23 protein-coding genes are annotated in these 24,194 nt (G+C 66.7%); 13 read left to right on the top strand and 10 right to left on the bottom strand.

The annotated features are described in order from the left end of the window. Nucleotides 1-22 precede the first annotated feature (22 nt). Together aceE and LF63_RS13640 are read left to right on the top strand one after the other, a co-directional pair. Nucleotides 23-2,719 (top strand): pyruvate dehydrogenase (acetyl-transferring), homodimeric type, encoded by a 2,697-nt coding sequence (aceE, locus tag LF63_RS13645; protein ID WP_043102665.1) that lies wholly within the window; start codon nucleotides 23-25, stop codon nucleotides 2,717-2,719. Nucleotides 2,720-3,012: 293 nt separating this feature from the next. Continuing rightward, nucleotides 3,013-3,348 (top strand): hypothetical protein, encoded by a 336-nt coding sequence (locus LF63_RS13640; RefSeq protein ID WP_043102663.1) that lies wholly within the window; start codon nucleotides 3,013-3,015, stop codon nucleotides 3,346-3,348. Nucleotides 3,349-3,480: 132 nt separating this feature from the next. Here LF63_RS13640 and LF63_RS13635 read toward each other — a convergent pair whose 3' ends face one another. Next, nucleotides 3,481-5,100 carry an alpha/beta hydrolase-fold protein gene (locus LF63_RS13635; RefSeq protein WP_043102661.1) on the bottom strand — a complete coding sequence of 540 codons (1,620 nt, stop codon included), beginning with the start codon at nucleotides 5,098-5,100 and terminating at the stop codon, nucleotides 3,481-3,483. Nucleotides 5,101-5,217: 117 nt separating this feature from the next. After that, nucleotides 5,218-6,477 (bottom strand): MFS transporter, encoded by a 1,260-nt coding sequence (locus tag LF63_RS13630; protein ID WP_043102660.1) that lies wholly within the window; start codon nucleotides 6,475-6,477, stop codon nucleotides 5,218-5,220. Nucleotides 6,478-6,576: 99 nt separating this feature from the next. On the opposite strand from LF63_RS13630, the gene LF63_RS13625 reads away from it, so the two are divergent. From LF63_RS13625 to LF63_RS13615, 3 genes are all read left to right on the top strand, one after another. Beyond that, a complete protein-coding gene (locus LF63_RS13625) occupies nucleotides 6,577-7,650 on the top strand; it encodes an NAD(P)-dependent alcohol dehydrogenase (RefSeq protein WP_043102659.1) in 1,074 nt (357 codons plus the stop codon). A 62-nt stretch (nucleotides 7,651-7,712) separates the two neighbouring features. Further along, entirely contained in the window at nucleotides 7,713-8,186 is a 474-nt protein-coding gene (locus tag LF63_RS13620; RefSeq protein WP_043103947.1) for a DUF6491 family protein, read from the top strand. A 76-nt stretch (nucleotides 8,187-8,262) separates the two neighbouring features. Then, entirely contained in the window at nucleotides 8,263-8,982 is a 720-nt protein-coding gene (locus LF63_RS13615; protein WP_043102658.1) for a pepsin/retropepsin-like aspartic protease family protein, read from the top strand. Nucleotides 8,983-9,036: 54 nt separating this feature from the next. On the opposite strand, the gene LF63_RS13610 is transcribed toward LF63_RS13615, so the two are convergent. Both LF63_RS13610 and LF63_RS13605 read right to left on the bottom strand, forming a co-directional pair. Then, entirely contained in the window at nucleotides 9,037-9,858 is an 822-nt protein-coding gene (locus tag LF63_RS13610) for a ferritin-like domain-containing protein (protein ID WP_043103945.1), read from the bottom strand. A 119-nt stretch (nucleotides 9,859-9,977) separates the two neighbouring features. After that, nucleotides 9,978-10,394 (bottom strand): universal stress protein, encoded by a 417-nt coding sequence (locus tag LF63_RS13605; RefSeq protein WP_043103943.1) that lies wholly within the window; start codon nucleotides 10,392-10,394, stop codon nucleotides 9,978-9,980. Nucleotides 10,395-10,568: 174 nt separating this feature from the next. Between LF63_RS13605 and LF63_RS13600 the strand changes: the two genes are divergently transcribed. Next, nucleotides 10,569-11,015 (top strand): hypothetical protein, encoded by a 447-nt coding sequence (locus tag LF63_RS13600; protein ID WP_043102655.1) that lies wholly within the window; start codon nucleotides 10,569-10,571, stop codon nucleotides 11,013-11,015. Nucleotides 11,016-11,170: 155 nt separating this feature from the next. After that, entirely contained in the window at nucleotides 11,171-11,692 is a 522-nt protein-coding gene (locus LF63_RS13595) for a hypothetical protein (RefSeq protein ID WP_043102653.1), read from the top strand. A 9-nt stretch (nucleotides 11,693-11,701) separates the two neighbouring features. Here LF63_RS13595 and LF63_RS13590 read toward each other — a convergent pair whose 3' ends face one another. Further along, nucleotides 11,702-12,322 (bottom strand): TrmH family RNA methyltransferase, encoded by a 621-nt coding sequence (locus LF63_RS13590; protein ID WP_081945231.1) that lies wholly within the window; start codon nucleotides 12,320-12,322, stop codon nucleotides 11,702-11,704. Nucleotides 12,323-12,458: 136 nt separating this feature from the next. Between LF63_RS13590 and LF63_RS13585 the strand changes: the two genes are divergently transcribed. The 4 genes from LF63_RS13585 to lpdA all read left to right on the top strand — a co-directional run bounded on the left by LF63_RS13585 (nucleotide 12,459) and on the right by lpdA (nucleotide 17,726). Beyond that, nucleotides 12,459-13,298, top strand: coding sequence for a mechanosensitive ion channel family protein (locus LF63_RS13585; RefSeq protein ID WP_043102650.1), 840 nt, complete (start codon nucleotides 12,459-12,461; stop codon nucleotides 13,296-13,298). Between the two features lie 150 nt (nucleotides 13,299-13,448). Next, nucleotides 13,449-14,810 carry a dihydrolipoyllysine-residue acetyltransferase gene (locus LF63_RS13580; protein ID WP_043102649.1) on the top strand — a complete coding sequence of 454 codons (1,362 nt, stop codon included), beginning with the start codon at nucleotides 13,449-13,451 and terminating at the stop codon, nucleotides 14,808-14,810. 10 nt (nucleotides 14,811-14,820) lie between these two features. Continuing rightward, on the top strand, nucleotides 14,821-15,915 hold the full coding sequence (locus LF63_RS13575; protein ID WP_043103939.1) for a mechanosensitive ion channel family protein: 1,095 nt from the start codon (nucleotides 14,821-14,823) through the stop codon (nucleotides 15,913-15,915). Nucleotides 15,916-15,926: 11 nt separating this feature from the next. After that, on the top strand, nucleotides 15,927-17,726 hold the full coding sequence (gene lpdA / locus LF63_RS13570) for a dihydrolipoyl dehydrogenase (RefSeq protein WP_043102647.1): 1,800 nt from the start codon (nucleotides 15,927-15,929) through the stop codon (nucleotides 17,724-17,726). A gap of 30 nt (nucleotides 17,727-17,756) precedes the next feature. On the opposite strand, the gene LF63_RS13565 is transcribed toward lpdA, so the two are convergent. From LF63_RS13565 to LF63_RS13555, 3 genes are all read right to left on the bottom strand, one after another. Then, nucleotides 17,757-19,250, bottom strand: coding sequence for a sensor domain-containing diguanylate cyclase (locus LF63_RS13565; protein ID WP_235205334.1), 1,494 nt, complete (start codon nucleotides 19,248-19,250; stop codon nucleotides 17,757-17,759). 16 nt (nucleotides 19,251-19,266) lie between these two features. After that, nucleotides 19,267-20,508, bottom strand: a complete 1,242-nt coding sequence (locus LF63_RS13560; protein ID WP_152569340.1) for a WD40 repeat domain-containing protein — start codon at nucleotides 20,506-20,508, stop codon at nucleotides 19,267-19,269. A gap of 133 nt (nucleotides 20,509-20,641) precedes the next feature. Then, complete coding sequence (locus LF63_RS13555) at nucleotides 20,642-20,962, bottom strand: DUF6249 domain-containing protein (protein ID WP_043102642.1); 321 nt, start codon at nucleotides 20,960-20,962, stop codon at nucleotides 20,642-20,644. Nucleotides 20,963-21,098: 136 nt separating this feature from the next. Here LF63_RS13555 and LF63_RS13550 point away from each other — a divergent pair, with 136 nt between their 5' ends. Both LF63_RS13550 and LF63_RS13545 read left to right on the top strand, forming a co-directional pair. Further along, complete coding sequence (locus LF63_RS13550; protein ID WP_043102639.1) at nucleotides 21,099-21,665, top strand: RNA polymerase sigma factor; 567 nt, start codon at nucleotides 21,099-21,101, stop codon at nucleotides 21,663-21,665. Then, entirely contained in the window at nucleotides 21,662-22,099 is a 438-nt protein-coding gene (locus LF63_RS13545; RefSeq protein ID WP_043102638.1) for a hypothetical protein, read from the top strand. The genes LF63_RS13550 and LF63_RS13545 overlap by 4 nt, the downstream gene beginning before the upstream one ends. A gap of 14 nt (nucleotides 22,100-22,113) precedes the next feature. Here the strand turns inward: LF63_RS13545 and LF63_RS13540 are convergent, their stop codons facing one another. Next, nucleotides 22,114-23,397 (bottom strand): ATP-binding protein, encoded by a 1,284-nt coding sequence (locus LF63_RS13540; RefSeq protein WP_043102636.1) that lies wholly within the window; start codon nucleotides 23,395-23,397, stop codon nucleotides 22,114-22,116. Then, a complete protein-coding gene (ompR, locus tag LF63_RS13535; RefSeq protein WP_043102634.1) occupies nucleotides 23,394-24,110 on the bottom strand; it encodes an osmolarity response regulator transcription factor OmpR in 717 nt (238 codons plus the stop codon). The genes LF63_RS13540 and ompR overlap by 4 nt, the downstream gene beginning before the upstream one ends. Between the last annotated feature and the right edge of the window lie 84 nt (nucleotides 24,111-24,194).

Below are 24,194 nucleotides of genomic sequence, written 5' to 3'. Positions count from 1 at the left end.
GACGCACCGCGGAGGAAATTCGATGGATCAGATGCAGGACATCCTCGACCAGGATCTCGACCCCACCGAGACCCGGGAATGGATCGATTCGCTCAACGCGGTCATCACCGCCGACGGCCCGCAGCGCGCGCATTTCCTGCTCGACCGCATGGTCGACGCCACCCGTCGCGCCGGTGGCTACCTGCCGTTCGACCCGACTACCGAATACGTCAACACCATTCCGCCGCACATGGAGGCCAAGAGCCCCGGTGACGCCGCGCTGGAATGGCGCATCCGCTCGCTGATCCGCTGGAACGCGATGGCGATGGTGGTGCGCGCCAACCGCAAGCCGGGCAGCCTGGGCGGGCACATCGCCAGCTTCGCCTCCTCGGCGACGCTGTACGACGTCGGTTTCAACCACTTCTGGCGCGCGCCGAGCGAGGATCACCCGGGCGACCTGGTGTTCTATCAGGGTCACTCCAGCCCGGGCATCTACGCGCGCTCGTTCATGGAAGGCCGCTTCAGCGCCGAGCAGATGGACCTGTTCCGCATGGAAGTGGTCGGCAAGGGTCAGGGCCTGTCCTCGTACCCGCATCCGTGGCTGATGCCGGACTACTGGCAGGTGCCGACGGTGTCGATGGGCCTGGGCCCGATCCAGGCCATCTACCAGGCGCAGTTCTGGAAGTACCTGGAACACCGCGGCCTGATGCCCAAGACCGACCGCAAGATCTGGTGCTTCATGGGCGACGGCGAGTGCGACGAGCCGGAATCCCTGGGCGCGATCTCGCTGGCTGGCCGCGAGAAGCTCGACAACCTGGTGTTCGTCATCAACTGCAACCTGCAGCGCCTGGACGGCCCGGTGCGCGGTAACGGCAAGATCATTCAGGAACTGGAGGGCGTGTTCCGCGGCGCCGGCTGGAACGTGCTGAAGCTGGTCTGGGGCAGCTACTGGGATCCGCTTCTGGCGCGCGACGACAAGGGCGTGCTGCGCAAGCTGATGATGGAAACGCTGGACGGCGAGTACCAGGCCTGCAAGGCCTTCGGCGGCGCCTACACGCGTGAGCACTTCTTCAACAAGTACCCCGAGACCAAGGCCATGGTCGCCAACCTCTCGGACGACGACATCTGGCGCCTGAATCGCGGCGGCCACGATCCGCACAAGGTCTACGCGGCCTACCACGCGGCCTCGCACACCGGGGGCATGCCGACCGTGATCCTGGCCAAGACGGTCAAGGGCTACGGCATGGGCGAAGCCGGCGAGTCGCAGAACCCGACGCACCAGCAGAAGAAGCTGGATCTCGACGCGGTGCGCCATTTCCGCGACCGCTTCAACATTCCGGTGCCGGACGACAAGCTGGAAGAAGTGCCGTACTACCACCCGGGCAAGGACTCGGAGGAAGTGCAGTACATGCTCGAGCGCCGCAAGGCGCTGGGCGGCGCGCTGCCGCAGCGCCGCGGCGCGTCCAGCAAGACCTTCAAGGCGCCGGACCTGGAGTTCTACAAGCAGATCACCAAGGGCAGCGGCGACCGCGAAATCTCCACCACCATGTCGCTGGTGCGCGGCATGAACCTGCTGCTGCGCGACAAGGAGATCGGCCAGCGCGTGGTGCCGATCGTCTCCGACGAGGCACGCACGTTCGGCATGGAAGGCATGTTCCGGCAGATCGGCATCTACGCGCCGTTCGGCCAGAAGTACCGTCCGCAGGACGCCGACCAGCTGCTGTACTACCGTGAGGACACCAAGGGCCAGGTGCTGCAGGAAGGCATCTCCGAGGCCGGCGGCATGAGCGCGTGGATGGCGGCGGCGACCAGCTATTCCATCAGCGACCAGCCGATGCTGCCGTTCTTCATCTACTACTCGATGTTCGGCTTCCAGCGCATCGGCGATCTGGCCTGGGCCGCGGGCGACATGCGTTCGCGCGGCTTCCTGATCGGCGGCACCGCCGGCCGCACCACGCTGAACGGCGAGGGTTTGCAGCATGAGGACGGCCATTCGCATCTGTTGGCTGGCACCATTCCCAACTGCAAGGCCTACGACCCGACTTTCTCCTACGAGGTGGCGATCATCCTGCAGGACGGCGTGCGTCGCATGCTGGCCGAGCAGGAGGACGTGTACTACTACCTCACGGTGATGAACGAGAACTACGCGCATCCGGACATGCCCGAGGGCTGCGAGGATGGCGTGCTCAAGGGCATGTACCTGCTGCAGGACGTCGGCAAGACCAAGAAAAACACCCCGCGCGTGCAGCTGCTGGGGTCGGGCACGATTCTGCGTGAGGCCATCGCCGCGGCCGAGCTGCTGAAGAACGATTTTGGCGTCGAGGCGGATATCTGGTCGTGCACCAGCTTCGTCGAGCTGCGCCGCGACGGTTTCGATGCCGAGCGCTGGAACCGCCTGCATCCGGAAGCCAAGCAGTCGCGCGAGGCCTACGTCACGCAGTGCCTGAAGGATCGCGAAGGCCCGGTCGTCGCCGCCACCGACTACGTGCGCGAATTCGCCGACCAGATCCGCGCCTTCATGCCGGACGGCAAGCGCTACACAGTGCTGGGTACCGACGGCTACGGTCGCAGCGACACCCGCGAGCACCTGCGCAGCTTCTTCGAGGTCGACCGCTACTGGATCGCCCACGCGGCCCTGGCCGCGCTGGCGCGCGACGGCGCGGTCAACGCCAAGGACGTGACGCGGGCCATCAAGCAGTACAAGCTCGACGTCGACAAGCCGAATCCGTTATCGGTGTAACAGTCCCGAAAAAAGGCAAAATCTATACTGACCCGGCAAGCCACTGGCGCGCCGGGTCTTTTTTTGTTTGCTTGCCGGCCGTGTGAGGCTTCGCCTACACGCGAGGGCGTGGTCGTCCGGCAGACACGCGCCGCGTGGATCGAGACACTGAACCCGTTCCGGCGCTCCTGGCTTGGATGAGCTGACCGTAGGTCCACCCACAGGATGTTTGGGAGAGCGGCGGAACACGGCAAAACGGCGAGCCGGCGGCACGGAAGCCCGCCGGCCCACCCATGCATGGAACAGTGCACGCCATGATGCAACGAGTCGTCTACACGATCGCCTGCCAGGACGGAGTCTGGTCCGTCCGCCATCACGACGAGTTCGTGGGCGCCTTCATGCAGTGCGAAAGCGCGGTGAAGTTCGCCAACATGATCGCGCAGCGCAATTTCGAGGCCGACGGCAAGCCGGCGGCGGTGCGTCTGCTGGATGGCGACGAGGCCGTCGACATCATCCTCCACGGCGAACAGGACCCGGCCGCGCACGCGCTGGCCTGGCTACGCCGTGTCAGCGCCCTGCGCAAGCGCAAGGACGGATTGTCCGGCGAGAACGCGCAGGGCGATCGCGGGCACATCAAGCGCAGCGCCTGAGTCCACGCGTTACTGCTTCTTCCCGGTCTTATTTGCGCCGTCTGTGGTGATCCGTTCCCCATGGACGATGATGCGCCGCCGCATGCAACTAGGCGATGCGGCGGCGTGTCTTCGGGGTGCGCGGATGGTCGGTCAGTAGCGCCAGCTGCGCAGGTCGGCGTCCTTCGGAGCGTGCGTGTCGACGTAACGCGTGATGTCCTGGATCAGCTCGCCACCCTTCGGTCCCCAGCAATGCGGCGCCATCGGCTGGTAGGTGACGCTGCCGCCGAACGCCGGATCGCGCGCTGTCTTCAGGAAATCCTCCATCATGTGCACACCCATGTTCAGATAGAACGTGTCCGCGGCGCCGACGTAGATGTGCAGCTTGTCGGCCAGCAGCGGGCCGAGCGTCGACCACTGCGACTGCAGGATGTGGCGCAGGTCGTAGTGCTGCTTCCAGTACGCGGCGACCTGGTGATCGATCACGCCGGTGCGCTTGTTCCAGATGCGCTGCGGGTAGCCGTCCTTGCCGACCGGGCCGAAGGTGGCCTCCCAGATGTCCCACTGGCCGCCCGAGCGCGAATGGTCGCCGACTGCCAGCTCGAAATGGTTCTCGTCCTTCATCATCGACATGATGTTGCCGTCCGGCTTGCGCGAGGCCGGGCGCTCCACGCGCATGAAGCCGTCGTCGATGTAGTAGGCGTTGGGGTCCTTGTAGATGTTGACGATCTGGAAGTAGCGGAAGTCCAGCGGGTCCGGACACAGCGCGAAGCTGCCGCCGTAGAAGCGCGGGTGGAAGACCTGCATCGCCGCGGCGATCCAGCCGCCGGTCGAGCCGCCAGTGAGGATGCGCGCCCAGGGCTGCTCGATGGTGCGGAAGCGCTGCGCGATGGCCGGCAGCAGTTCCTTCTGGATGGCATCGCCGTAGGGGCCGTTGTTGGCCGAATTCACGCCGTACGAATCGTCGTAGTAGGGCGAGGGATGCTGCAGCGTGACGACGATGTAGCGCGGCGTGCCATCCGCCAACCAGTAGTCGTGGAAACCGTACTTCGGATAGTCGAAACCCATCGGCGCACGCAGCGAGAAGTGGCCCTGGTCGTAGATCACCGGGTAGCGCACGTTCGGGTGACTGGCGTAGCCGCGCGGCAGCAGCACGGTCGCGCCGAGATAGATCGGGTGCCCCCACCACTTGCTCAGAATCGCGCTCTTGATGCGGAAGCGCTTCACGTATTCGGTATCGGCGGGCACCTTGATCGGCGGGATGACCTGGTCGGCGACCAGACGGATCGGCGTGCTGGAGCGCGGATCGAAATGCACCTTCACCGGCTCGCCATAGAGGTTGCCCGGCGAGCGCCGCCAGTCCTGTCCTTCCCATTGGTCCATGTGCAGCCATACCGTGTGGCCGTCGGCGCGCGGGAAGCGTGTGTAGACGTTGACGAAAGCCTGCATCCAGTAGTCGCCGGCCGGCAGCTTGGCGAGGCTAGCGACGGGCGCACCGAAGTCGCTGGCGTCGATCACGGCGGTCTGGCCGGGTTTGAGGTTGTTCACGTCGTGCCCGAACAGCGGCGTGCCGGTGATCTCGACCTGACGGATCGGCGGCTGCTTGTCGTTGCGGCTGATCGCCACGTAGACGCGACCGGTGATCGGCGCGGCGTGCGCCTTGGCGGTGAACTGGATTTCGACGCGCGGGCCGTGCGCGGACGGTGTCTGCGCATATGCGGGCGCGGCCAGCACCCATGCAGGAAGCAACAGGAGAAGGAATCGAAGATTCATGGGAGTCTCGCCGGGGTGGAGGAGCCGGCACGCCTCGCAGACGGCCGGATCGGTCGATAGTGCACACGCAGACGGCGATCCGGCAAGAACCCGCCGTCATCGGATGGCCGGCGCGGCTCAGCGCGCCGCGTCGGCGACGTTTTCCTCGTCCGGCGTCTCCAGCGTCTGCCGCTTGCGCAGTACCGGGAACATCCACATCCACAGGCCGACCACGACCAGGGTGCCGAGGCCGCCGATCAGCGCCGAACCGACCGCGCCGAGCCAGGCTGCCAGCATGCCCGACTCGAATTCGCCGAGCTGGTTGGAGGTGTTGATGAAGATCGAGTTGACCGCGCTGACGCGGCCGCGCATCGCATCCGGCGTGTCCAGCTGCACCAGCGCGCCGCGGATCACCATGCTGACCATGTCGAACGCGCCCAGCGCGGCCAGCGCCAGCAGCGACAGCCACAGCATCTGCGACAGGGCGAACACCAATGTGGCCACGCCGAAGCCGGCCACCGAGGCGAACATGATCATGCCGACGCGGCGCTGCAGCGCGTGCCGCGCCAGCCACACCGACATCAGCAGTGCGCCGACCGCCGGCGCCGCGCGCAGCAGGCCCAGGCCCCACGGGCCGGTGTGCAGGATGTCGCGCGCGAAGATCGGCAGCAGTGCCGTCGCGCCGCCCAGCAGCACCGCGAACAGGTCCAGCGAGATCACGCCGAGGATGGCCGGCCGCGCGCGGATGAAACCGACGCCCGCGAACACGGTCTTCAGCGTCGCCGGCTCGCGGCGCGGCGGACGATGGTCGTAGCGCAGGCGCGCCAGCAGCACGATCGAGATCAGGTACAGCAGGGCGGCCGTGGCGTACACGGCATCCGGTCCGGCGACGTAGAGAAAGCCGCCGGCGGCCGGTCCGGCGATCATCGCCACCTGCATGGCCGAGGCGTTCATCGCCATCGCTCGCGGCAGCACGGGCGCGGGCACCAGGCCGGGCACCATGGCCTGCCGGGTCGGGAATTCCACCGCCCGCGCCAGGCCGATGACGAACAGCAGCGTCAGGATGCCGGTCTCGTTGAGCCAGCCCTGCCAGCTGCCCAGCGCCAGCGCGGCGATCGCGATCCATTCCAGGCTCTGGCACGTCACCACGATGCGCCGGCGGTTGAACTGGTCGGCGATGTGTCCGGCCGGCAGCGCCAGCAGCAGCGAGGGCACGAACTGCACCAGGCCGACCAGGCCCAGGTCGAAAGCGTTGCCGGTGAGGGCGTAGATCTGCCAGCCGACGGCCACCGACAGCATCTGGAAGCCGAAACCGGAGGCGATGCGCGCGATCCAGAAATGCACGAAGGCGGGATACGCGCGAAGCGGCGCGGCGTTCGCGGGGGCGTCGTGGGTCATGTGTTGGGCTTGGGTACAGAGAGCGGGGCGGTGGTCGTGATAGGCTGGACCGCTCGGTATATTAATTCAAAAGCTGTTTCGACATACAGGAGCCGATCCATGCTGAAGACTCCCGCCTGGGCCGCACCGTCCGCCACCGAACCGCTGGCGCCGTTCGCCATCCAGCGCCGCGAACCCGGCGCGCATGAGGTGCTCATCGACATCCGTTACTGCGGCGTCTGTCATTCCGATATCCATCAGGCGCGCGACGACTGGGGCGGCAGCATCTTTCCGATGGTGCCGGGCCACGAGATCGTCGGCACCGTGGCCAAAGTCGGTGACCAGGTCGAACGCTGGAAGGTCGGCGACGTGGTCGGCGTGGGCTGCTTCGTCGATTCCTGTCGTCACTGCGAAGCCTGCCTGGAAGGCGAGGAACAGTTCTGCAGCGAAGGCATGAGCGTCACCTACAACGGTTACGAGCGCACCGACGGCAAGCTGGACAAGAGCCGGCCAACCTGGGGCGGCTACTCGACCCGCATCACCGTGGACGAGAACTACGTGCTGCGCGTGCCCGAAGGCATTCCGCTGGACCGCGCCGCGCCGCTGCTGTGCGCCGGCATCACCACCTATTCGCCGCTGCGCCGCTACGACGTCGGCAAGGGCGACAAGGTGGCCGTGGTCGGCCTGGGCGGACTCGGCCACATGGGCGTGAAGCTGGCCAAGGCGATGGGTGCGCACGTCACCGTGCTGAGCCATTCGCCGAGCAAGCGCGACAGCGCGCTGGCGCTGGGCGCGGACGATTTCCTGTCGACGCGCGACGACAGCATGTTCAAGGAGCATGCCGGCCGTTTCGACTTCATCCTCGACACGGTGTCGGCGGCGCACGACTACAACGCTTATCTGGGGCTGCTGCGGCGCGACGGTACGATGGTGCTGGTCGGCCTGCCGGAGCCGCAGGCGCTCAGCGCCGGTTCGCTGATCCGCGGACGCAAGCGCCTGACCGGCTCGTTGATCGGCGGCATCCGCGAGACCCAGGAAATGCTGGATTTCTGCGCCGAGCACGGTGTGGCGGCGGACGTCGAGGTGATCGACATCGCGCAGATCAACGAAGCCTATGAGCGTATGATGCGAGGCGATGTACGCTATCGCTTCGTGATCGACAACGACAGCCTGCGTACCGAGGACGTCGCCTGAACTTGCGATTGCGGCGGCGGTCAAATGATGGCATCGGGTGGATGGGTTTCGAGGGCACGTTCATGAAAGCGCGACTTCTGATTTCAGCGGCGATTCTGGTTTCCCTTGCGGCCTGCGCGAATGTGCCGAGGGTGAAGAACGATCCCGCGCGCGTGGCTCGGTTCGAGGCCGCGGCCGGTGCTCCGGTGTCGACCTTCCAGTTCAACTCGCTCAACGGGTTCTACGCGTGGGATCCAATCAGCGACCATCAGGTCGTGACCTACGTGACGCCGAAGCGGGCCTACCTGCTCGAACTGCCGCCTTGCCCGGATCTGCAATACGCGCCGGCCATCTCCATCACTTCGCGGATGGAGCAGGTCAGCACGAACTTCGACTCGGTCATTCCGCTCGGGAATCTCGGTGGCGTTCCCTGCCAGATTCGCAGCATCCGCCCGTTGAATCTCGACATGCTCAAGGACGCCGAGGAGCATCGCGGCGATGTCGAAGTCCGCGCGCGCCCGGCGGCGCCGTCCGCGACGGGTGGGAAAAGCGCCTGAGTCGCTGAAGAACGGCCAGTCAGTCGATACACTGGTGCGCGACTGACGGCATGGCCGTCGATGTGGAGCGCATGCGATGAAGTACGGGACAAGCCGCCGCATGGCGGCGCTGGTGGTCATGCTGGCGGCGCTGGGCGCCTGTTCGAGGGGGCCGACGCCCGAACAGCAGGCGGCGGCGCGCAAGGCGGCGATGGAGGCAAGCGCGCAGGATGCGCTGACCACGTACCGGAAGATGGTGGACATGAAGAGCTACAGCCTGGCCGTGCCGCTGGGCGAGGAGATCGTGTCCAAGTATCCCGGCACCAAGGCCGCGGCCGAGGTGAAACCGCAGCTCGACGATCTGCGCGCCAAGGCCAAGGCCAAGGCGACCAAGGAACGTCTGCAGCGTCTGTGGGTGTATCAGGTCGCGCCGATGGCCGGCGGTACCCAGAGCACGGCAGCCATCAGCGTCAGCCGTCCGGCGGCGCTGGATCTGCGCCTGATCCTGCGTCGGCACAGCGACTGGGGGCTGAGCGTGTTCCTGTACGCCGACGGCAGCCAGGGTTTCGTCTGCAAGGGCGACTGCACGGTGCCGGTGACGTTCGACGACACCACGGTCAAGCTCAAGGCCTACGTGCCGCAGGGCGGCCGTCCCGCGCTGATGTTCCGTGACGAGAAGGCTTTCATCGCGAAGATGGAAAAAGCCTCCATCGTGCACATCAAGGTCGACATGAAGGGCACCGGCGAGCGCGACCTCGAATTCGAGGTCGGCGGTTTCGATCCGTCGAGTTGGAAGCCGTTGCCGAAGAAGAAATGATCGGTCCGGTCGCGACGGCGAGGGCAGGCCATGTCCTCGCTGTGCCGCGGCGGTTCAGTGCAGCACGAACCGCTCGGTCAGCCTGGTCAGCGGCGTCTGTAGCGAGGCGTTGAGCCTGGGCGGAAGATTCAACGGCTTCAGCAGCATCTTCACCGTCATCTCGGCGGGCAGGTGCTTGCGTACCAATCCGTAGACACGCTCGCTGGCGGCCTTGAAGGCGGCCGGGTCGTCATTCACTTCCGGGCGGCGGTAGGCGAACACGTGGCGCAGGGCGATGTCGCCATCCTCGTTGCGGATTTCCATCAGACGCCGATACAGCGCGCGCATCACCCGCCAGCGGCCGTTGCGCTCGCGCGCCTCGTACTCGCGGAAGTACTTGTAGAAGTGGCTGTAGTGACGCACTTCGTCGCTCTTGATGTACTCGGTAAGCTGCTTGAGCACCGGCTCCTCGGTCTGCGTGTGGATGGCGCGATACAAACTCGCGGTGCCGGTTTCCACCACGCAGCGGGCGGCCAGTTCCAGGCCGCGTCGCGATTCCAGTTCCTCGCTGGTGCACACCGCGCCGTATTCGGCGAAGAAGTCGGCGAAGGCGCTGTCCCAGTCGAAGTCCGGCCAGGCGTGGCGTACGTATGTGGCGAGCGCGCGGCCGTGCTGCAGTTCCTCGTGTTCCCAGTGATCGCGCAGCCAGGTCTGCACGGCTTCGTCGCCTTGATAGTGTTCGACGAGGTTCTTGGTGTAGAGGTCCGAGCCGCTCTCGATGAACGAGGAGGCACAGATCAGGTAGATCAGGTCTTCGTCGGCGCGCGCCTTTTCGGCGTCGAAGCGCGTGAAGTCGATGTCCTCGAGTTTCCAGGGCAGCGAATAGGCGTCTTGCATCGGGCAGATCTCCATGCGCGCACTTCCCGCGCCCGAGTGTTCACCGGGGACGGTGTGACATTCTTGTTACATCTAGCATAGCCACGCATGGCCGCTGAAGACCAGAGCCGGTATCGCGGTCAGCGCACGACCGTGACCGGCACGCGTGCCCGCGCCAGGATGTCGTCCGAGACCGAGCCGATCAGCCAGCGTGCCAGCACGCCACGACCGGTGTGGCCGACGATGATGTGATCGATACCGTGGGCGGCGACCTGCGCCAGCAGCACGTCGCCGGGACTGCCGTAGACCACTTCAGTGTCGATGCGGCCGCCGAGATCGGCGGCGCGGGATTTCAGCGCGTCCAGCAGTTCGTGCGCTTTGCGCGCGCCCTGGTCGGTCATCATCATCGCGCAGGTGTCGGAACCGCCGTCGGTCATCTGCAGGGCGGCGACGACGCGGATGCGACCGCCGTCGTGACGCGCCTGCTCCGCGACAAAGTCGAAAGCGCGGTCCGCCGAGACGGAACCGTCGTAACCCACGAGGTAGTGCTTGCTCATGACGCCTCCAATACTTGTCATGACAGGTATTATGCGTTCATGGGCGCCCGAACGCACGCTGCGAGCGCCGCAAAATGCCGGCTGAACACGATCATACGGGCTTTTGCCGCGATTCATCGAGGCCCGCAGAGACTGGTTCGCGTTCCACGTTGAACCAACGCAAGGAGGTACACGATGAATATTCGACGTTCGATGCTGATGGGTGCGGTGCTGGTGGGTTGCGCGGCGCTGACCGTGCCGGCGATGGCCGCCAAGCCGACGCTGGACTGCAAGCTGAGCTATTCGATGACCGGCTGGTCGATCATCTACAAGCATGCCGAAGGCAAGGGTGTGGTCACCTGCGCCAACGGCACCAGCATGCCGGTGAAGATCGCCGTCAAGGGCGGCGGTCTGACGGCCGGCAAGTGGCACATCGACAACGGCAAGGGCAAGTTCACCGACGTGCACACGATCAACGACGTGCTCGGCCGCTACGCCCAGGCCCAGGCGCATGCCGGCGTGGTCAAGTCCGGCTCGGCGCAGGTGTTGACCAAGGGCACCGTGTCGCTGGCGCTGGCCGGCACCGGCGAGGGCGTGGATCTGGGCGTCGACGTCGGCGCTTTCACGATCTCGCGTCGCTGATGTCCGTTCGGCGGGGTGCGTGTGCGCACGCTCGCCGGGACGTTGCAAAGAAGCCGGCAGGCCGCAGGGTCTGCCGGCTTTTTCGTGGGCATCCGGAGGCGTGCGCCGCGAGCAGGTAGACTGACAGGCCCTTGGTCGTCCGTCCCCGCGATTCCATGAATCATCGTTCCCTGTTTCTTCTGCGCATCGTCGTCTGGCTGGTGCTTCTGCTGACGGCCTGGGGCGTACTGCAGTACGCGATGCATGCCTGGCGGCTGATGCACCTGATGGGTCAAGCACCGGCCGAGCAGGCGTCGCGGATGCGCTGGATGCTGGCGTGGGATGCGGTGTACGTGCTGGCCGCGGGGCTGACTCTGAGCGCGGCGGCCGGTGTGCTGCTGTGGCGTGCCCGCGCGCGACCGGTGCTGCGTTGGCTGGCCTTCGTGCTGGCGGCGTACTCGCTGGCCAGCGGGGTGCATCTGTTCGCGCAGTGGCAGAGCTTCCAACATGCGAGCGTTGACCTGCTGGCGCAGTCGCCGTACCCGGATCTGGCGCGTGCGCTGATCGACAAGGTCAACCGCACCACGCTGATCAGCCTGGGTCTGAAGGCGATCTCGGTGCCGGTGCTGGCCTGGCTGGGTTGGCGATTGGGCGCGACGGACGTGGTGCAGCGCTTCGCTTCCGCCAAGCGCGCCTGAGGCGCGACCTCAGCGCTGCGCGTTGCGCCGCGGTGGCGGGGTCGGCGTGCCGTGCTGGCGCGCGTATTCGTACAGCGCGACCGAAGCGGCGACGGCGACGTTGAGACTGTCCACCGCGCCCCACTGTGGAATGCGCACGAAGCGCGCGCCACTCTGCGCCCGCGCCTCGTCGCTCAGGCCGTGCAGCTCGTGACCGAGCACGAAGGCGCAACGCGGCGGCAGTTCAATCTCGTGCAGCACTTCGTCGGCGAACGGTTCCAGCGCGACCAGCGTGAAGTCGTCCGCTTCCAGCGCAGCGGCGCAATCCGCGAAGCGAGCGTGGAACTTCGCCGGCACGTGCCTGAAGCCGCCCTTGGCCGGTGCGGGGTCGAACGGCCCCACGTCGACCAAGTGCACCGCGTGCGCGCCGAAGGCCTCGGCGCTGCGGAAAATCTTGGGCACGTTGAAGTCGGCCTTCAGCCGGTCCAACACCAGCGCCACCGCATGCGGCCCCGGCGTGGCCTGCAGGTTCTGGCGGCGGTGCTTCTCGTAGCGCCATAGCGCGTTGGCGTCGCCGGACTGTCCCTTGGCGGCGACGGTGCCGGGAGCGATGACGCGATCGGGGTCGACGGGTGCGCGGGGTTTGCCCATGGTCGTGCGGTCGTGGAAATGAACCGTCAATGTACCGGAAGCGCGCCTTGCGACCGAATGCGCGGCGGATTCGCCGGGGCGCAAACGCCGCGATGGTAACCTGACGCTTTATTTCACTGCGCAAGAGGGTGAAGTGATGCAGGACTTCTTCAATCGCTTCGGTCTGCCGGATCATCTGGCCGCCGACATCAAGACCTACGGTTTCAAGCTGGTGGTCGCGCTGCTGGTGCTGGTGATCGGCATCTGGATCGCCGGCCGGCTGGCTAACATGGGTCGGCGCGCGATGAATCACGCCAAGGTCGACATCACCCTGGTGTCGTTCCTGCGCAACGTGCTGTTCGGGTTGCTGCTGGTGATGGTGATCATCGCCGCGCTGAGCACGGCCGGCATTCCCTCGGCCTCCTTTGTCGCGGTGCTGGGCGCCGCCGGCTTGGCGGTCGGTCTGGCGCTGCAGGGTTCGCTGTCGAACCTGGCGTGGGGTGTGCTGCTGATCATGTTCCGGCCGTTCAAGGTCGGCGACTTCGTGCAGGTGGGTTCGTACATGGGCACGGTCGATCGCATCGACCTGATGCAGACCTGGCTGATCGCGCCGGACGGTCGCGACGTGGTGATTCCCAACGCCAAGGTCGGCGGCGATGCCGTGATCAACTTCAACGCTCGCGGCACGCGCCGGTTCGAGGTCGCGGTCGGCATCGGTTACGAAGCCGATATCGGCAAGGCGATGGACGCGGTGCGCGATCTGCTGAAGGCCGACAAGCGCGTGCTGGACGATCCCGCGCCGGGCGTGTGGACCACCGAACTGGGCGACAGCAGCGTGAACCTGGTGATCCGTGGCTGGACCGTGGCCGCCGATTTCTGGGCCACGCAGACCGATTTCGTGCGCGCCGTGAAGGAGCGCTTCGATGCCGAAGGCATCTCGATCCCGTTCCCGCAGCGTGACCTCAACGTACGCAAACTGGATGCCGACAAGCTCTGAAGTCGTCGATTTTCGTCGTTCGGGAGCGCCTTTTTTGCCCGGAATCGACGTGCGAGGTGAAACAAGCGCGCCGATTCGTCATATCATGGCTGTTCCCCCCACGTTCGCCGGCGTTATCACCGGTTTAGCTCAACCCCGCCAGGAGGACCCATGGCCCAAGTCCAGGAAATTCGCGTACCGGATATCGGTGATTTCGATGGCGTGCCCGTCATTGAAGTGCTGGTGAAGCCGGGTGATTCGGTGCAGAAGGACCAGGGGCTGGTCACGCTGGAATCGGACAAGGCCACCATGGAGGTGCCGTCGCCCGGCGCCGGCGTCATCAAGGAGGTCAAGGTCAGCGAGGGTGACGAAGTCGCCGAAGGCAGCGTGATCGCGACCTACGAGCCGGCCGACGACAGCGCTTCGAGCGGCGGTGAAGAGAAGGCTGAGGCGCCCGCGCCTGCACCTTCGCCCGCACCGGCTCCGACGCCTGCGCCGGCCAAGGCCGAAGCGCCCGCGCCGGCGCCTGCCGCCGAAAGCGCCCGCGACGCGGCCCCGGCCGACGCCGGCGAGACCCGCACGCCGCCGGTACCGTTCGACGCCAGCGTGGTGATGCCGGGCGATGCGCCCTACGCCAGTCCGGCGGTGCGCGCCTTCGCGCGAGAGCTGGGCGTGGATCTGGGGCAGGTGAAGGGCAGCGGGCGCAAGGGCCGCATCCAGCGCGAGGATGTGCAGGCGTGGGTCAAGCATGCGCTGGCTTCCGGCGCGCGCCCGAGCAGCGGCGCCGGTGGCGGCAACGGGCTGGACCTGCTGCCGTGGCCCAAGGTCGATTTCGCCAAGTTCGGTGAGATCGAGGAAAAGAAGCTCTCGCGCATCAAGAAGATTTCCGGCGCCAACCTGGCGCGCAACTGGGCCATGATTCCGCATGTAACCCAGCACGATCAGGCCGACATCACCGAGATGGAAGCCTTCCGCAAGCGCCTGGCCAAGGAGAACGACAGCCTCAAGGTCACGCCGCTGGTGTTCATGATCAAGGCGGTGGTCGCGGCGCTGAAGGAATTCCCGCAGTTCAACGCCTCGCTGGACGCTTCCGGCGAGACGCTGATCCTGAAGAAGTACTTCCACATCGGCATCGCCGTGGACACGCCGGACGGCCTGGTCGTGCCGGTGATCCGCGACTGCGACCAGAAGGGTCTGCTGGACCTGGCGCGCGAGCTGGGCGAGATTTCCAAGAAGGCGCGCGACAAGAAGCTGGGTCCGGCCGAGATGTCCGGCGGCTGCTTCTCGATCTCGTCGCTGGGCGGCATCGGTGGTACCGCGTTCACGCCGATCGTGAATGCGCCGGAAGTGGCCATCCTCGGCGTGTCGCGTTCGTCGATGCAGCCGGTGTGGGACGGCGAGGCCTTCCAGCCGCGCCTGATGCTGCCGCTGTCGCTGTCCTACGACCATCGCGTCATCGACGGCGCCGACGCCGCGCGTTTCGCCGCGTTCCTGGCCCGCACGCTGGGCGACATCCGTCGCATGCTGCTGTGATGTGATCGAGATGCTCGCCTGGCTCGGCCAACCCAAATCGATGATTCCCGATGCGCCCAAGGCGGTGCAGCACGGCGTAGATCAGCTTGGCGACTGGCTGAATCAGAAGCACGAAATTGCCGGCATTCATTTCACGGCCGGCAAATTGCTGATCGCGTTGTTGCTGCTCTTGCTGTTCATCGTGGGCTCCTGGGTGATCCGGTTTGTCCTGCGTCGTTACGGAAGCCGTCACCAGAACGTCAATCAGTCCTCGATCTACACCATCGAGCGGGTCGTGCACTACCTGCTGATGGTGATCGGCATCCTGGTGGCGCTGACCGCGGCCGGCGTGCCGATGGCGAAGATGACCGTGTTCGCCGGCGCGCTGGGCGTGGGCCTCGGCTTCGGTCTGCAGGCGATCTTCAACAACTTCGTCTCCGGCCTGATCCTGCTGTTCGAGCGCACGTTGAAGGTCGGCGACTTCGTCGAGCTGGCCTCGGGCGTGCACGGCCACGTGCGCGATATCCACATCCGCGCCACCCGCATCACCACCAACGACGACATCGACATCCTGGTGCCGAACTCGGAGTTCGTGAACGGCCGCGTGGTCAACTGGACGCTGCGCGAGGTCTCGCGGCGCATCAAGGTGGGCTTCGGCGTCGCCTACGGCACCGACAAGGAATTGGTGAAGAAAGCCGCACTGGAGGCCGCCGCGGACGTGCCGTTCACGTTGACCAACGAGGGTCCGCGCGCGCCGCAGGTCTGGCTGACCGGCTTCGGCGATTCCTCGCTGGACTTCAAGCTGGTGGTCTGGCTCAACGCCGAGGCCACGCGTCGGCCGGGCGCGGTGACGGCGGCCTACTACTGGGCGCTGCACACGGCGCTGGAAAAATACGAGATCGAGATTCCCTTCCCGCAGCGCGACCTGCACGTGCGCACCTGGCGTCGTCCGCCCGAGGACGAGGACGCCGAGCGCGCGCGCGAAGACCGCGATGCGAACGAACCCGGACATCGCCACGGCAACGACGCCGTGCGCGATGTCGAACGCGATATCGCCGAGGCGTCGCCCGCCCCGTCGAGCGCAGACGATCCCCACGCCGCCCGCGGCGGCAACGCGAAAAAGTAAGGATTCCAGGCATGGCAAAGACCATCGAGATCAAGGTTCCCGACATCGGCGACTTCGACCAGGTGCCCGTCATCGAGGTGCTGGTGGCGCCCGGCGACCGGGTGGAGAAGGAGCAGGGCCTGATCACGCTGGAATCGGACAAGGCGACGATGGAAGTGCCTGCGTCGGCGGCCGGCAAGGTGGTCGAGCTGAAAGTGAAGGAAGGCGACGAGGTTGCCGAGGGTTCGGTGATCCTGACCCTGGAGGTCGAGGAAGGCGCATCGTCCGATGCGCAGGACGCTCCGCCTGCATCGAGTTCCGCACCTTCGCCCGCACCCGCACCCGCACCGGCGAAGACCGCCGACAAGCCGGCGTCGACGCCGGTCGCTTCGGCCGCTTCCGAGACCGGTCGCAAGGCCGACATCACCTGCCAGGTGCTGGTGCTCGGTTCCGGCCCCGGCGGCTACACTGCCGCGTTCCGCGCGGCCGATCTGGATCAGGACACGGTGCTGGTCGAGCGGTACGGTTCGCTGGGCGGCGTCTGTCTGAATGTCGGTTGCATACCCTCCAAGGCGCTGCTGCACGCGGCCGCCGTGATCGAGGAAGCCGAGGCCATCGCCGCGCACGGCATCAGCTTCGGCAAGCCGAAGATCGACCTCGACAAGCTGCGCGACTTCAAGGACAAGGTGGTCGGCAAGCTGACCGGCGGCCTGTCCGGCATGGCCAAGCAGCGCAAGGTGCGCACGGTGCAGGGCACCGGCACCTTCGTGTCGCCGCACGAACTGGAAGTCGAGGGCGCCGATGGCAAGAAACTGATCCGCTTCGAGAAGGCGATCATCGCCGCCGGCAGCCAGTCGGTGAAGCTGCCGATGTTCCCGTGGGACGACGAGCGCATTCTGGATTCCACGCGCGCGCTGGAGCTGGCCGACGTGCCGAAGAAGCTGCTGGTCGTCGGCGGCGGCATCATCGGTCTGGAAATGGCCACCGTGTATGCCGCGCTGGGCAGCGAGGTGACCGTGGTCGAACTGATGGACCAGCTGATGCCGGGCGCGGACAAAGATCTGGTCAAGCCGCTGCAGCAGCGCATCTCCAAGCGCTACAAGGGCATTCACCTGAAGACCAAGGTGGTCGAGGCCAAGGCGCAGAAGAACGGCATCAAGGTGACGTTCGAGGGCGACGATCAGCCGGAAGGCAGCATCTTCGACCGCGTGCTGGTATCGATCGGTCGCAGCCCGAACGGCAACAAGATCGGCGCCGACAAGGCCGGCGTCGAGGTGACCGAGCGCGGTTTCATTGCCGTCGATCGGCAGATGCGCACCAACGTGGCGCACATCTTCGCCATCGGCGATCTGGTCGGCCAGCCGATGCTGGCGCACAAGGCCACGCACGAGGGCAAGGTCGCGGCCGAAGTCTGCGCCGGCATGAAGAGCCAGTTCGACGCGCGCGTGATCCCGTCCGTGGCCTACACCGACCCGGAGATCGCCTGGGTCGGCGTGACCGAGCGCGAAGCCAAGGAAAAGGGCTTGAAGGTCGGCGTCGGCAAGTTCCCTTGGGCGGCGTCGGGCCGCGCCATCGGCATCGACCGTACCGAAGGCTTCACCAAGCTGATCTTCGACGAGGACACCCACCGCATCATCGGTGCCGGCATCGTCGGCCCGCACGCGGGCGATCTGATCAGCGAGCTGGCGTTGGCCATCGAGATGGGCTGCGAGGCGGCCGACATCGGTCTGACGGTGCACCCGCATCCGACGCTGAGCGAGTCGGTGGGCATGGCGGCCGAGGTCTACGAAGGCACCATCACCGACCTGTATATCCCGAAGAAGAAGAAATGACGTCGGCGCGCCGCACCCGCGGCGCGCGTCTCACGAGCCGGTCTTTTCGATGCTGCCGATGCTGTTGCGGCCATTGCGCTTGGCGTCAAGCAGCAACTGATCGGCCCGTTTGAAGGCCTGCATGATGGTCTCTTCGGGGTCGATGGCGACCACGCCGAAACTTGCCGTGAGGTGACGGTCGGTGCCGGGCACGGCGATATCGTGCAGCAGGCGGCGCAGGCGCTCGGCCATGCTTAGGGCGTGGCCCAGGTTGGTGCCCGGCAACAGCAGCATGAATTCGTCGCCGCCGAAGCGGCCGAACACGTCCGACTGGCGCAACTGCATTTTCACCGTCATTGCCAGCCGCACCAGCGCCTGGTCGCCCACGGCATGGCCGAAGCTGTCGTTGATGTCCTTGAAGCGATCGATGTCCAGCAGGATCAGCGAGGCCGGCAGTCCGTAGCGGCGCGTGTCGGTCAGGGTGTGCTCGCTGCGCTCGAAGAAGTGGTGCTTGCTGGCCACCTTGGTCAGGCTGTCGTTGAAGGCCATTTCGCTCAGTTGCTTGTTGCTGGCCACGAGCACCGGCACGGCCAGGCCGAAATAGGCGCTGGCGGCAATGACGCAGATGGCGAACTGGTACACCAGCGCCTGCTCGACCAGGTGCAGCGCCGCCATCCATATCGCCATTGCGGTGCTGAACATGGCCAGGCTCAGCGCACTGCGGAACGGACTCTCGGTGTAGACGATCCACATCTGCGGCACGATCAGGAAGAACACGCCGAAGGCGATTTCCTGACGCTTGAAATGGGCCGCGAGCAGCATCACCAGGCTGAGCAGGAACACGCTCAGCAGCAGTTTGCTGAGGTACGTGCCGACGGGATGCGCATGGCCTTGGAAGTCGAGTCCGCCCAGCCAGGAGGTGATCTCGGGATAGCCGCGGCTGAGCAGTCCCAGAAACAATGGTGCCAGCACCATCGTGCCGGCCATGTCGCCGATCCACCAGGGCAGCCACAATCCCGTTGCGCCCTGATCGTCGAGAATGCCTGCGACCTGGAGCGACTGCACGCCGCTCAGCGCCGCGCACAGCGACGACAGGCATACCACGACCAGAAAAGCGGTGATGATCGCCGGCAGCGAGGCCATCGTTCTGCGGCGCACGATGCGGCGCAGGATTCCCGCGCCCAGACCGTACGACAGGCAGTGCACGGCGCCGAACACCAGGCCGGTCAGCAGCAGGTCGTGGATCGAGGCATGCGACTGGTACATGCGGTCGACCCAGAATGTGACCGTCACGGCGCAGATCATCAGCACCGGGATCGCGCGCCAGCCGATGACCAGCAGCGCGGCGAAAGTCAGGCCGGCCGGCGGAAACCAGAGACTGGCGTGCGGGGCGTACTGCATCAGCGCCGACAATCGCCACAGCGCCAGCCAGGCCAGCGCCAGCAACGGATAGCGCAGCCACGCATGACTTTCGGACGCCTGCAGACGCTGCATCAGGCGGTGCCAGGCGTTCAACGGATACGGGCCGTGTCTGCGCGCATTCATGTGTCCGTTCGATCCGCTAGATCAGCATCCAGTAATAAGCCGAGCCGTCGTCGCTGCCGCCGAATACGGCGTGGCCGTCGGCGGCGATGGCCATCGGCCAATTCATCAGCGACGTAGTGTACTGCCAGGCCAGTCTGCCGCTGCCGGCTGCGAATAGATAGAAATTGCCCTTGCTTTCCGACGTGCCACCGTCGGGTTGCCCGTCGGTCGCGGTCACCCACTGCGCCTTGCGGTCCATGTTGATGCCGGGGTTGGGGTCGTGCGCGAGCGTGTGCTGCCACAGCGGTGTCGGAGTGTAGGACGGCGTATCGCCGGGCTCGCGCTGCGAGCGTACGGCATACAGGCAGCCGCGATCCTTGGCGGTGTCCTGCAGGTTCGCACCGCAGACCACGCGGACCTCGCCGTCCTCGGTCTCGGCCACGGCGATGCCGTAGGCCACGTCCAAGGCGATGCCTGCCGGCGCATAGATCCAGGCCGGTGTGCCGTCGGACAACGAGACGTCGGCCGTGAAGGCCATCGCCTGACCGTCGTGACGCGAGGCGACCCAGCAGCTGCCGTTCGGCAGCATGGCGACGTGCATGATGCCGGCGTCGGTCCGGCTGGTGGCATGCGCCTGCAGCTGCCGGTCATCGATATCGAACACATGCACGGCGCCGCCGGCATCGCTGCCGTCGGTGTCCCGGCTCCAGCGGAAGCAGGACTCGGCATCGTCGCTGTCGCTGTTGATCGAGGTGCCAACCACGATGCGCCGGCCGTCGGCGCTGATGGCGCAGGTGCGGCAGTATTCGCCGGCGAAGGATGGCTGGGCGAGCCTTGCGTAGCCGTCTCCGCGCAGGTCGTAGACGTACAGGCTGTCACCGGCGACGGCGACCAGCCGTTCGCCCGCATCGGACAGAGCGACCTGATTGACGCGCGAAGGCAGCGATTCGTCCAGCAGCCGCGTGCCGTTCTCCATGGCGTAGGCGCGCAGGAAGCCGGCGCTGCTCGCGGTCTGGCTCTGGGTGCCGCCGGCCGCGCCATAGCGCCCGTCCACGCTGACGGCGACCCAGAACACGCCCTGGTAGGTCGTGCTGGGAAGCGGATCGCTCCAGCGTTGCTGGCTGATGCGGTTGAAGCAGAACACGGCGAACTGCCCTGTGCCGTATTCCTGCGACGTACCCAAGAGGCAGATGCCCCCGTCTGCGCTGATGTCCGTGGAGTTGATCTGATTGCCGGGTTGCGGCGTGACCTTCCAACGGGGCGTTCCCTGCTGACTCACGTTTTCGGTCCCCTACATCGAATCGTGATGACTACAGCATAGGACAGATAGGCTCGCGTGGGGTTCAGAAATCGCAGGGGGCTGTGCGGGTGTCCGCACCCCGGCCCTGCGCCGGGGTGCGGAGGACGCCGAATCAGGCCGTGCGGCGCACGATACCGTAGTAGACCAGCTGGCTGATGCCGGTGCAGACGGCGATCACGGCGATGGCGCCGGGCGTGATGGAGGTCCAGCCGAACGCGGCGATGAGGGCGAAGGCGACGCCGATGGCGACCAGGAACAGGCCCCAGCGCAGCGAGCTGTAGCGGCGCTGTTCGCGGTCGGTCGCGATCATCGATTCCATGAGTTCGCCGGATACGCCCTCTTTGACGATGCGATAGCGCACGATGGCGTCGAAACCGGCCTTGATGGCGTAGGTGAGGCAGAGGAAGAACGTGATGGGAATCAGAAAGGTCATGCGGAACTCCGTGGGCAGGGCGGCGAGGCGCCGTTCCTGAAGCAGAGATACGTCGATGCGACGAACGGTTGCAGCGATTCGCTTGCAACCGTTTCGCCTGCGGGCGTATCCATGCATGCATGAGGGACAGGTCCACATGATGAGCGACCGCGAACTGGTCCAGGCCGTGACCGGGGGTCGCGCCGGGGCGTTCGAGCGACTGGTGCGCCTGCATCAGGGGTTGTGCTGGCATATCGTCCAGCGCATCGTGCGCGATCCCGACGAGACACGCGATCTGTGCCAGGAAACGTTTCTGCGCGTGCATCAATGCCTGCATCAGTACCGTTTCGAGAGCGCGTTGAAGACCTGGATCGGGCGCATCGCCTACAGCATCGCGCTGCGCCACATGGAGCGCCGGCGCAAGGCGCTTTCGAGCAACATCGGCGGCGAGGAAGGACAGGCCCTGCTGGACGGCATGAACAGCGGACATGACGTCGCGCAGGCCGCCGAGCAAGATGAAATGACGGCCTGGCTGCTCGAACAGATGGACACCCTGGCGCCGGTCCAGCGCACCGCGCTGACGCTCTATCATCTGGAAGAGATGACGATTCCGGAGATCGCGCGCATCGTGGGCGCGCCCGAGGGCACCGTCAAAAGTCACCTGTATCGCGCGCGCCAGCAGCTGCGCGCACGCATGGCCGAGTACATCGGAGAACCTGCATGAACACGCGCAAGCCAACGCACGAACCCGTGGATGCATCGGTCTGGGATGCCCAGGAGCGCGTCTGGCGCGCGGTGCGCGAGGGCCGCGCCGCGGATGGCGAGGATGTCGCTGATGTGGCCCTGTTCACCGCGCTGGCCGATCTGCCGCGCCCGACGCCGGACGCGGATTTTGCCGCGGACGTGGCCGCGTTGGCCGCGCGCCAGCAGGCGCGGCATGCGCAGGTGCGACGGTTCCGTCGGCGCGTGCTGGGCGGTTTGGCGCTGGGCTACGGTGTGGCGCTGGGCATCGGCGTAGGGCTGAGCGGGTTCGGCGCCTGGGCGCCGCTGTCGCGTCTGTTCCAGCACGGTTGGGTGCTGACGGCGGCGGTCTGTGTGGCCGCGTTCGCGGTGTTCGATCGTCTGGCGCGGCACACGCTGGGGCGTCCGCACGCCTGAAGCCGGTGCGCGGATTACTCGGCGCTGATCGGAAACCGCAGGGTCGCCACGAAGCCGCTGTCCGCGCCGTTCGTCAGCAGCAGTTGACCGTCGTGCAGTTCCGCGGCGCGGCGCGCGATGCTCAGGCCCAGCCCCATGCCGCCGCCGCCGCGCGCGGGATCGCCGCGCAGGAACGGTTGGCCGAGGCGCTCCAGCAGCGCCGCCGGCGCGCCGCGGCCGTGGTCGGTCACGCGTAGGTCCAGCAGCGCGCCATGGCGTTCGAGCGTCAGCGCGAACGGCGCCGCGCCGTGCCTTTCGGCGTTGTCCATCAGGTTGCCCAACGCACGTCGCAGCAGACTCGGGCGCACCCGCACGCTGAGGGCTTCCGGCGCCTGCAGTGTCCACTCCTCCGGCGCATCGCGCAGCGCCAGCAGCTGGCCGGCGAGCACGCTGAGGTCGATGACGCGCAGCGCTTCGTCCCGGCCGTCGCGCACGAAGGCCAGACATTGCTCCAGCGCGGTGTCGAGTTCGTCCAGGTCGTCGACCATCGCGTCGCGCCGCTGCGCATCCGCGCCGTCGCCCAGTTCCAGCGCCACGCGCAGTCGAGCCAGCGGCGTGCGCAGGTCGTGCGAGATGCCGGCCAGCATCAGCTCGCGTTCGCGCGAAGCCTCGCGCTGGCGCGCACCCGCGGCGCCGATGGCTGCGGCGAGGTCGCGCACTTCGCGCGGACTGCCGCGCAACTGCTCGGTCATCGGCGCGCCGCCGAGCAGCTTCGCCGCATGCGTGGACAGCCGCTCCAGCGGACGCGTCAGCAGGCGCGCGGCCAGCGCCGCCGCGATCAGCGCGAGCAGGCCGGACACCAGCATCACCAGCGCGGTCGAGCGCAGCGCGGCGGGGCGGTAGTTGATGGCGCGCAGTACGATCCAGCGCTGCGGGTCGTAGGCGCTGCGCACCCAGATCTCGGTGTCCGGCGCTTGCGTCACCACGACGCGCGACGGATCGCCGAGATCGCGCGCGGCGGCGCGTCCGATGGTGCGAAGCAGCGGCGCGACGCGCATGGTCGGCGCCGGTGGTGAGGCGTCGGAGAAACGCACGCCTTGCTGTCGCAACTTGCGCAGCAGCGCCTGCGAGGCGGCGTCGGAACGGTTGGCCAGATCGTCCGCGCTCATCGCCGTGGTCGCCACCAGGTGGCCGTAGGGCTGGCCGATGGCGCTCTGGCCGATGCGTCCGGACAGCAGTGCCGCCAGCGCCAGCGCGATGAAGATCGCCAGCGCCACCAGGCCGAGCACCAGCGAAAACGTGGTCGGCGCGCGTTTCATGCGTCGTCCTCGTCCGGCACGAACACGTAGCCTTCGCCCCACACGGTCTGCAGCCATCGCGGCTGGCGCGGGTCGTCTTCCAGACAGCGGCGCAGGCGCGACACCATCACGTCGATGCTGCGGTCGAAGGCGTCGTGCTCGCGGCCGCGCGCCAGGGCGATCAGGCGTTCGCGGGTCAGCGTCTCGAATGGATGCGCCACCAGCGCCGCGAGCACCGCGAATTCGCCGCTGGTCAGTCGCACCGGTTCGCCGTTCTCCAGCAACTGGCGCGTGGACGGCTCGAATACGAACCGGCCGAAGCGTACCGCGACCTGTTCGACCTGCGGTGCGCCGCTCGGCGTGCGCGGCCGGCGGCGCAGCACGGCGCGGATGCGCGCGGCCAGTTCGCGCGGATTGCACGGCTTGGCCAGATAGTCGTCGGCGCCGATTTCGAGACCGACGATACGGTCGATATCGTCGCCCTTGGCGGTGAGCATGATGATCGGCGTCTGCACGTTTTCCGCGCGCAGGCCGCGGCACAGTTCGAGACCGTCGGCGTCCGGCAGCATCAGGTCGAGCACGATCAGGTCGACGTGATGCTCGCCGAGGGCCTTGCGCATGCCGGCCGCGTGCGCCGCGCCGCGCACGCGGAAGCCCTGCTGGTCGAGATAGCGTTCGAGCAGGTCGCGCAGGCGCAGGTCGTCGTCGACGATCAGGATGTGGGGCGATTCCATGCCGCGACTATCTCCCGCCCGCGCAGGCGTAGCAAGGCGCGGCGGGCGGCATGTGTAAGCACATGTTTCTGTCGCGGCCGCGAG

This window comes from Oleiagrimonas soli (assembly GCF_000761445.1).
Taxonomy (GTDB): Bacteria; Pseudomonadota; Gammaproteobacteria; order Xanthomonadales; family Rhodanobacteraceae; genus Oleiagrimonas; species Oleiagrimonas soli.
The sequence above is the reverse complement of the archived record's forward strand: the minus strand, read 5'-3'. Positions and strand labels throughout refer to the sequence as shown.

Excerpts from the sequence above, each read along its gene's own strand:
- LF63_RS13605 (WP_043103943.1), bottom strand. The coding sequence starts at position 10,394 with ATGAGCAAGCACTACCTCGTGGGTTACGACGGTTCCGTCTCGGCGGAC.
- LF63_RS13615 (WP_043102658.1), top strand. The coding sequence starts at position 8,263 with ATGAAGTACGGGACAAGCCGCCGCATGGCGGCGCTGGTGGTCATGCTG.
- LF63_RS13610 (WP_043103945.1), bottom strand. The coding sequence starts at position 9,858 with ATGCAAGACGCCTATTCGCTGCCCTGGAAACTCGAGGACATCGACTTC.
- LF63_RS13540 (WP_043102636.1), bottom strand. The coding sequence starts at position 23,397 with ATGAAACGCGCGCCGACCACGTTTTCGCTGGTGCTCGGCCTGGTGGCG.
- lpdA (WP_043102647.1), top strand. The coding sequence starts at position 15,927 with ATGGCAAAGACCATCGAGATCAAGGTTCCCGACATCGGCGACTTCGAC.
- LF63_RS13590 (WP_081945231.1), bottom strand. The coding sequence starts at position 12,322 with ATGGGCAAACCCCGCGCACCCGTCGACCCCGATCGCGTCATCGCTCCC.
- LF63_RS13635 (WP_043102661.1), bottom strand. The coding sequence starts at position 5,100 with ATGAATCTTCGATTCCTTCTCCTGTTGCTTCCTGCATGGGTGCTGGCC.
- LF63_RS13555 (WP_043102642.1), bottom strand. The coding sequence starts at position 20,962 with ATGACCTTTCTGATTCCCATCACGTTCTTCCTCTGCCTCACCTACGCC.
- ompR (WP_043102634.1), bottom strand. The coding sequence starts at position 24,110 with ATGGAATCGCCCCACATCCTGATCGTCGACGACGACCTGCGCCTGCGC.
- LF63_RS13625 (WP_043102659.1), top strand. The coding sequence starts at position 6,577 with ATGCTGAAGACTCCCGCCTGGGCCGCACCGTCCGCCACCGAACCGCTG.
- LF63_RS13595 (WP_043102653.1), top strand. The coding sequence starts at position 11,171 with ATGAATCATCGTTCCCTGTTTCTTCTGCGCATCGTCGTCTGGCTGGTG.
- LF63_RS13585 (WP_043102650.1), top strand. The coding sequence starts at position 12,459 with ATGCAGGACTTCTTCAATCGCTTCGGTCTGCCGGATCATCTGGCCGCC.
- LF63_RS13565 (WP_235205334.1), bottom strand. The coding sequence starts at position 19,250 with ATGAATGCGCGCAGACACGGCCCGTATCCGTTGAACGCCTGGCACCGC.
- LF63_RS13545 (WP_043102638.1), top strand. The coding sequence starts at position 21,662 with ATGAACACGCGCAAGCCAACGCACGAACCCGTGGATGCATCGGTCTGG.
- LF63_RS13620 (WP_043103947.1), top strand. The coding sequence starts at position 7,713 with ATGAAAGCGCGACTTCTGATTTCAGCGGCGATTCTGGTTTCCCTTGCG.
- LF63_RS13580 (WP_043102649.1), top strand. The coding sequence starts at position 13,449 with ATGGCCCAAGTCCAGGAAATTCGCGTACCGGATATCGGTGATTTCGAT.
- LF63_RS13640 (WP_043102663.1), top strand. The coding sequence starts at position 3,013 with ATGATGCAACGAGTCGTCTACACGATCGCCTGCCAGGACGGAGTCTGG.
- LF63_RS13550 (WP_043102639.1), top strand. The coding sequence starts at position 21,099 with ATGATGAGCGACCGCGAACTGGTCCAGGCCGTGACCGGGGGTCGCGCC.
- LF63_RS13630 (WP_043102660.1), bottom strand. The coding sequence starts at position 6,477 with ATGACCCACGACGCCCCCGCGAACGCCGCGCCGCTTCGCGCGTATCCC.
- aceE (WP_043102665.1), top strand. The coding sequence starts at position 23 with ATGGATCAGATGCAGGACATCCTCGACCAGGATCTCGACCCCACCGAG.
- LF63_RS13600 (WP_043102655.1), top strand. The coding sequence starts at position 10,569 with ATGAATATTCGACGTTCGATGCTGATGGGTGCGGTGCTGGTGGGTTGC.
- LF63_RS13575 (WP_043103939.1), top strand. The coding sequence starts at position 14,821 with ATGCTCGCCTGGCTCGGCCAACCCAAATCGATGATTCCCGATGCGCCC.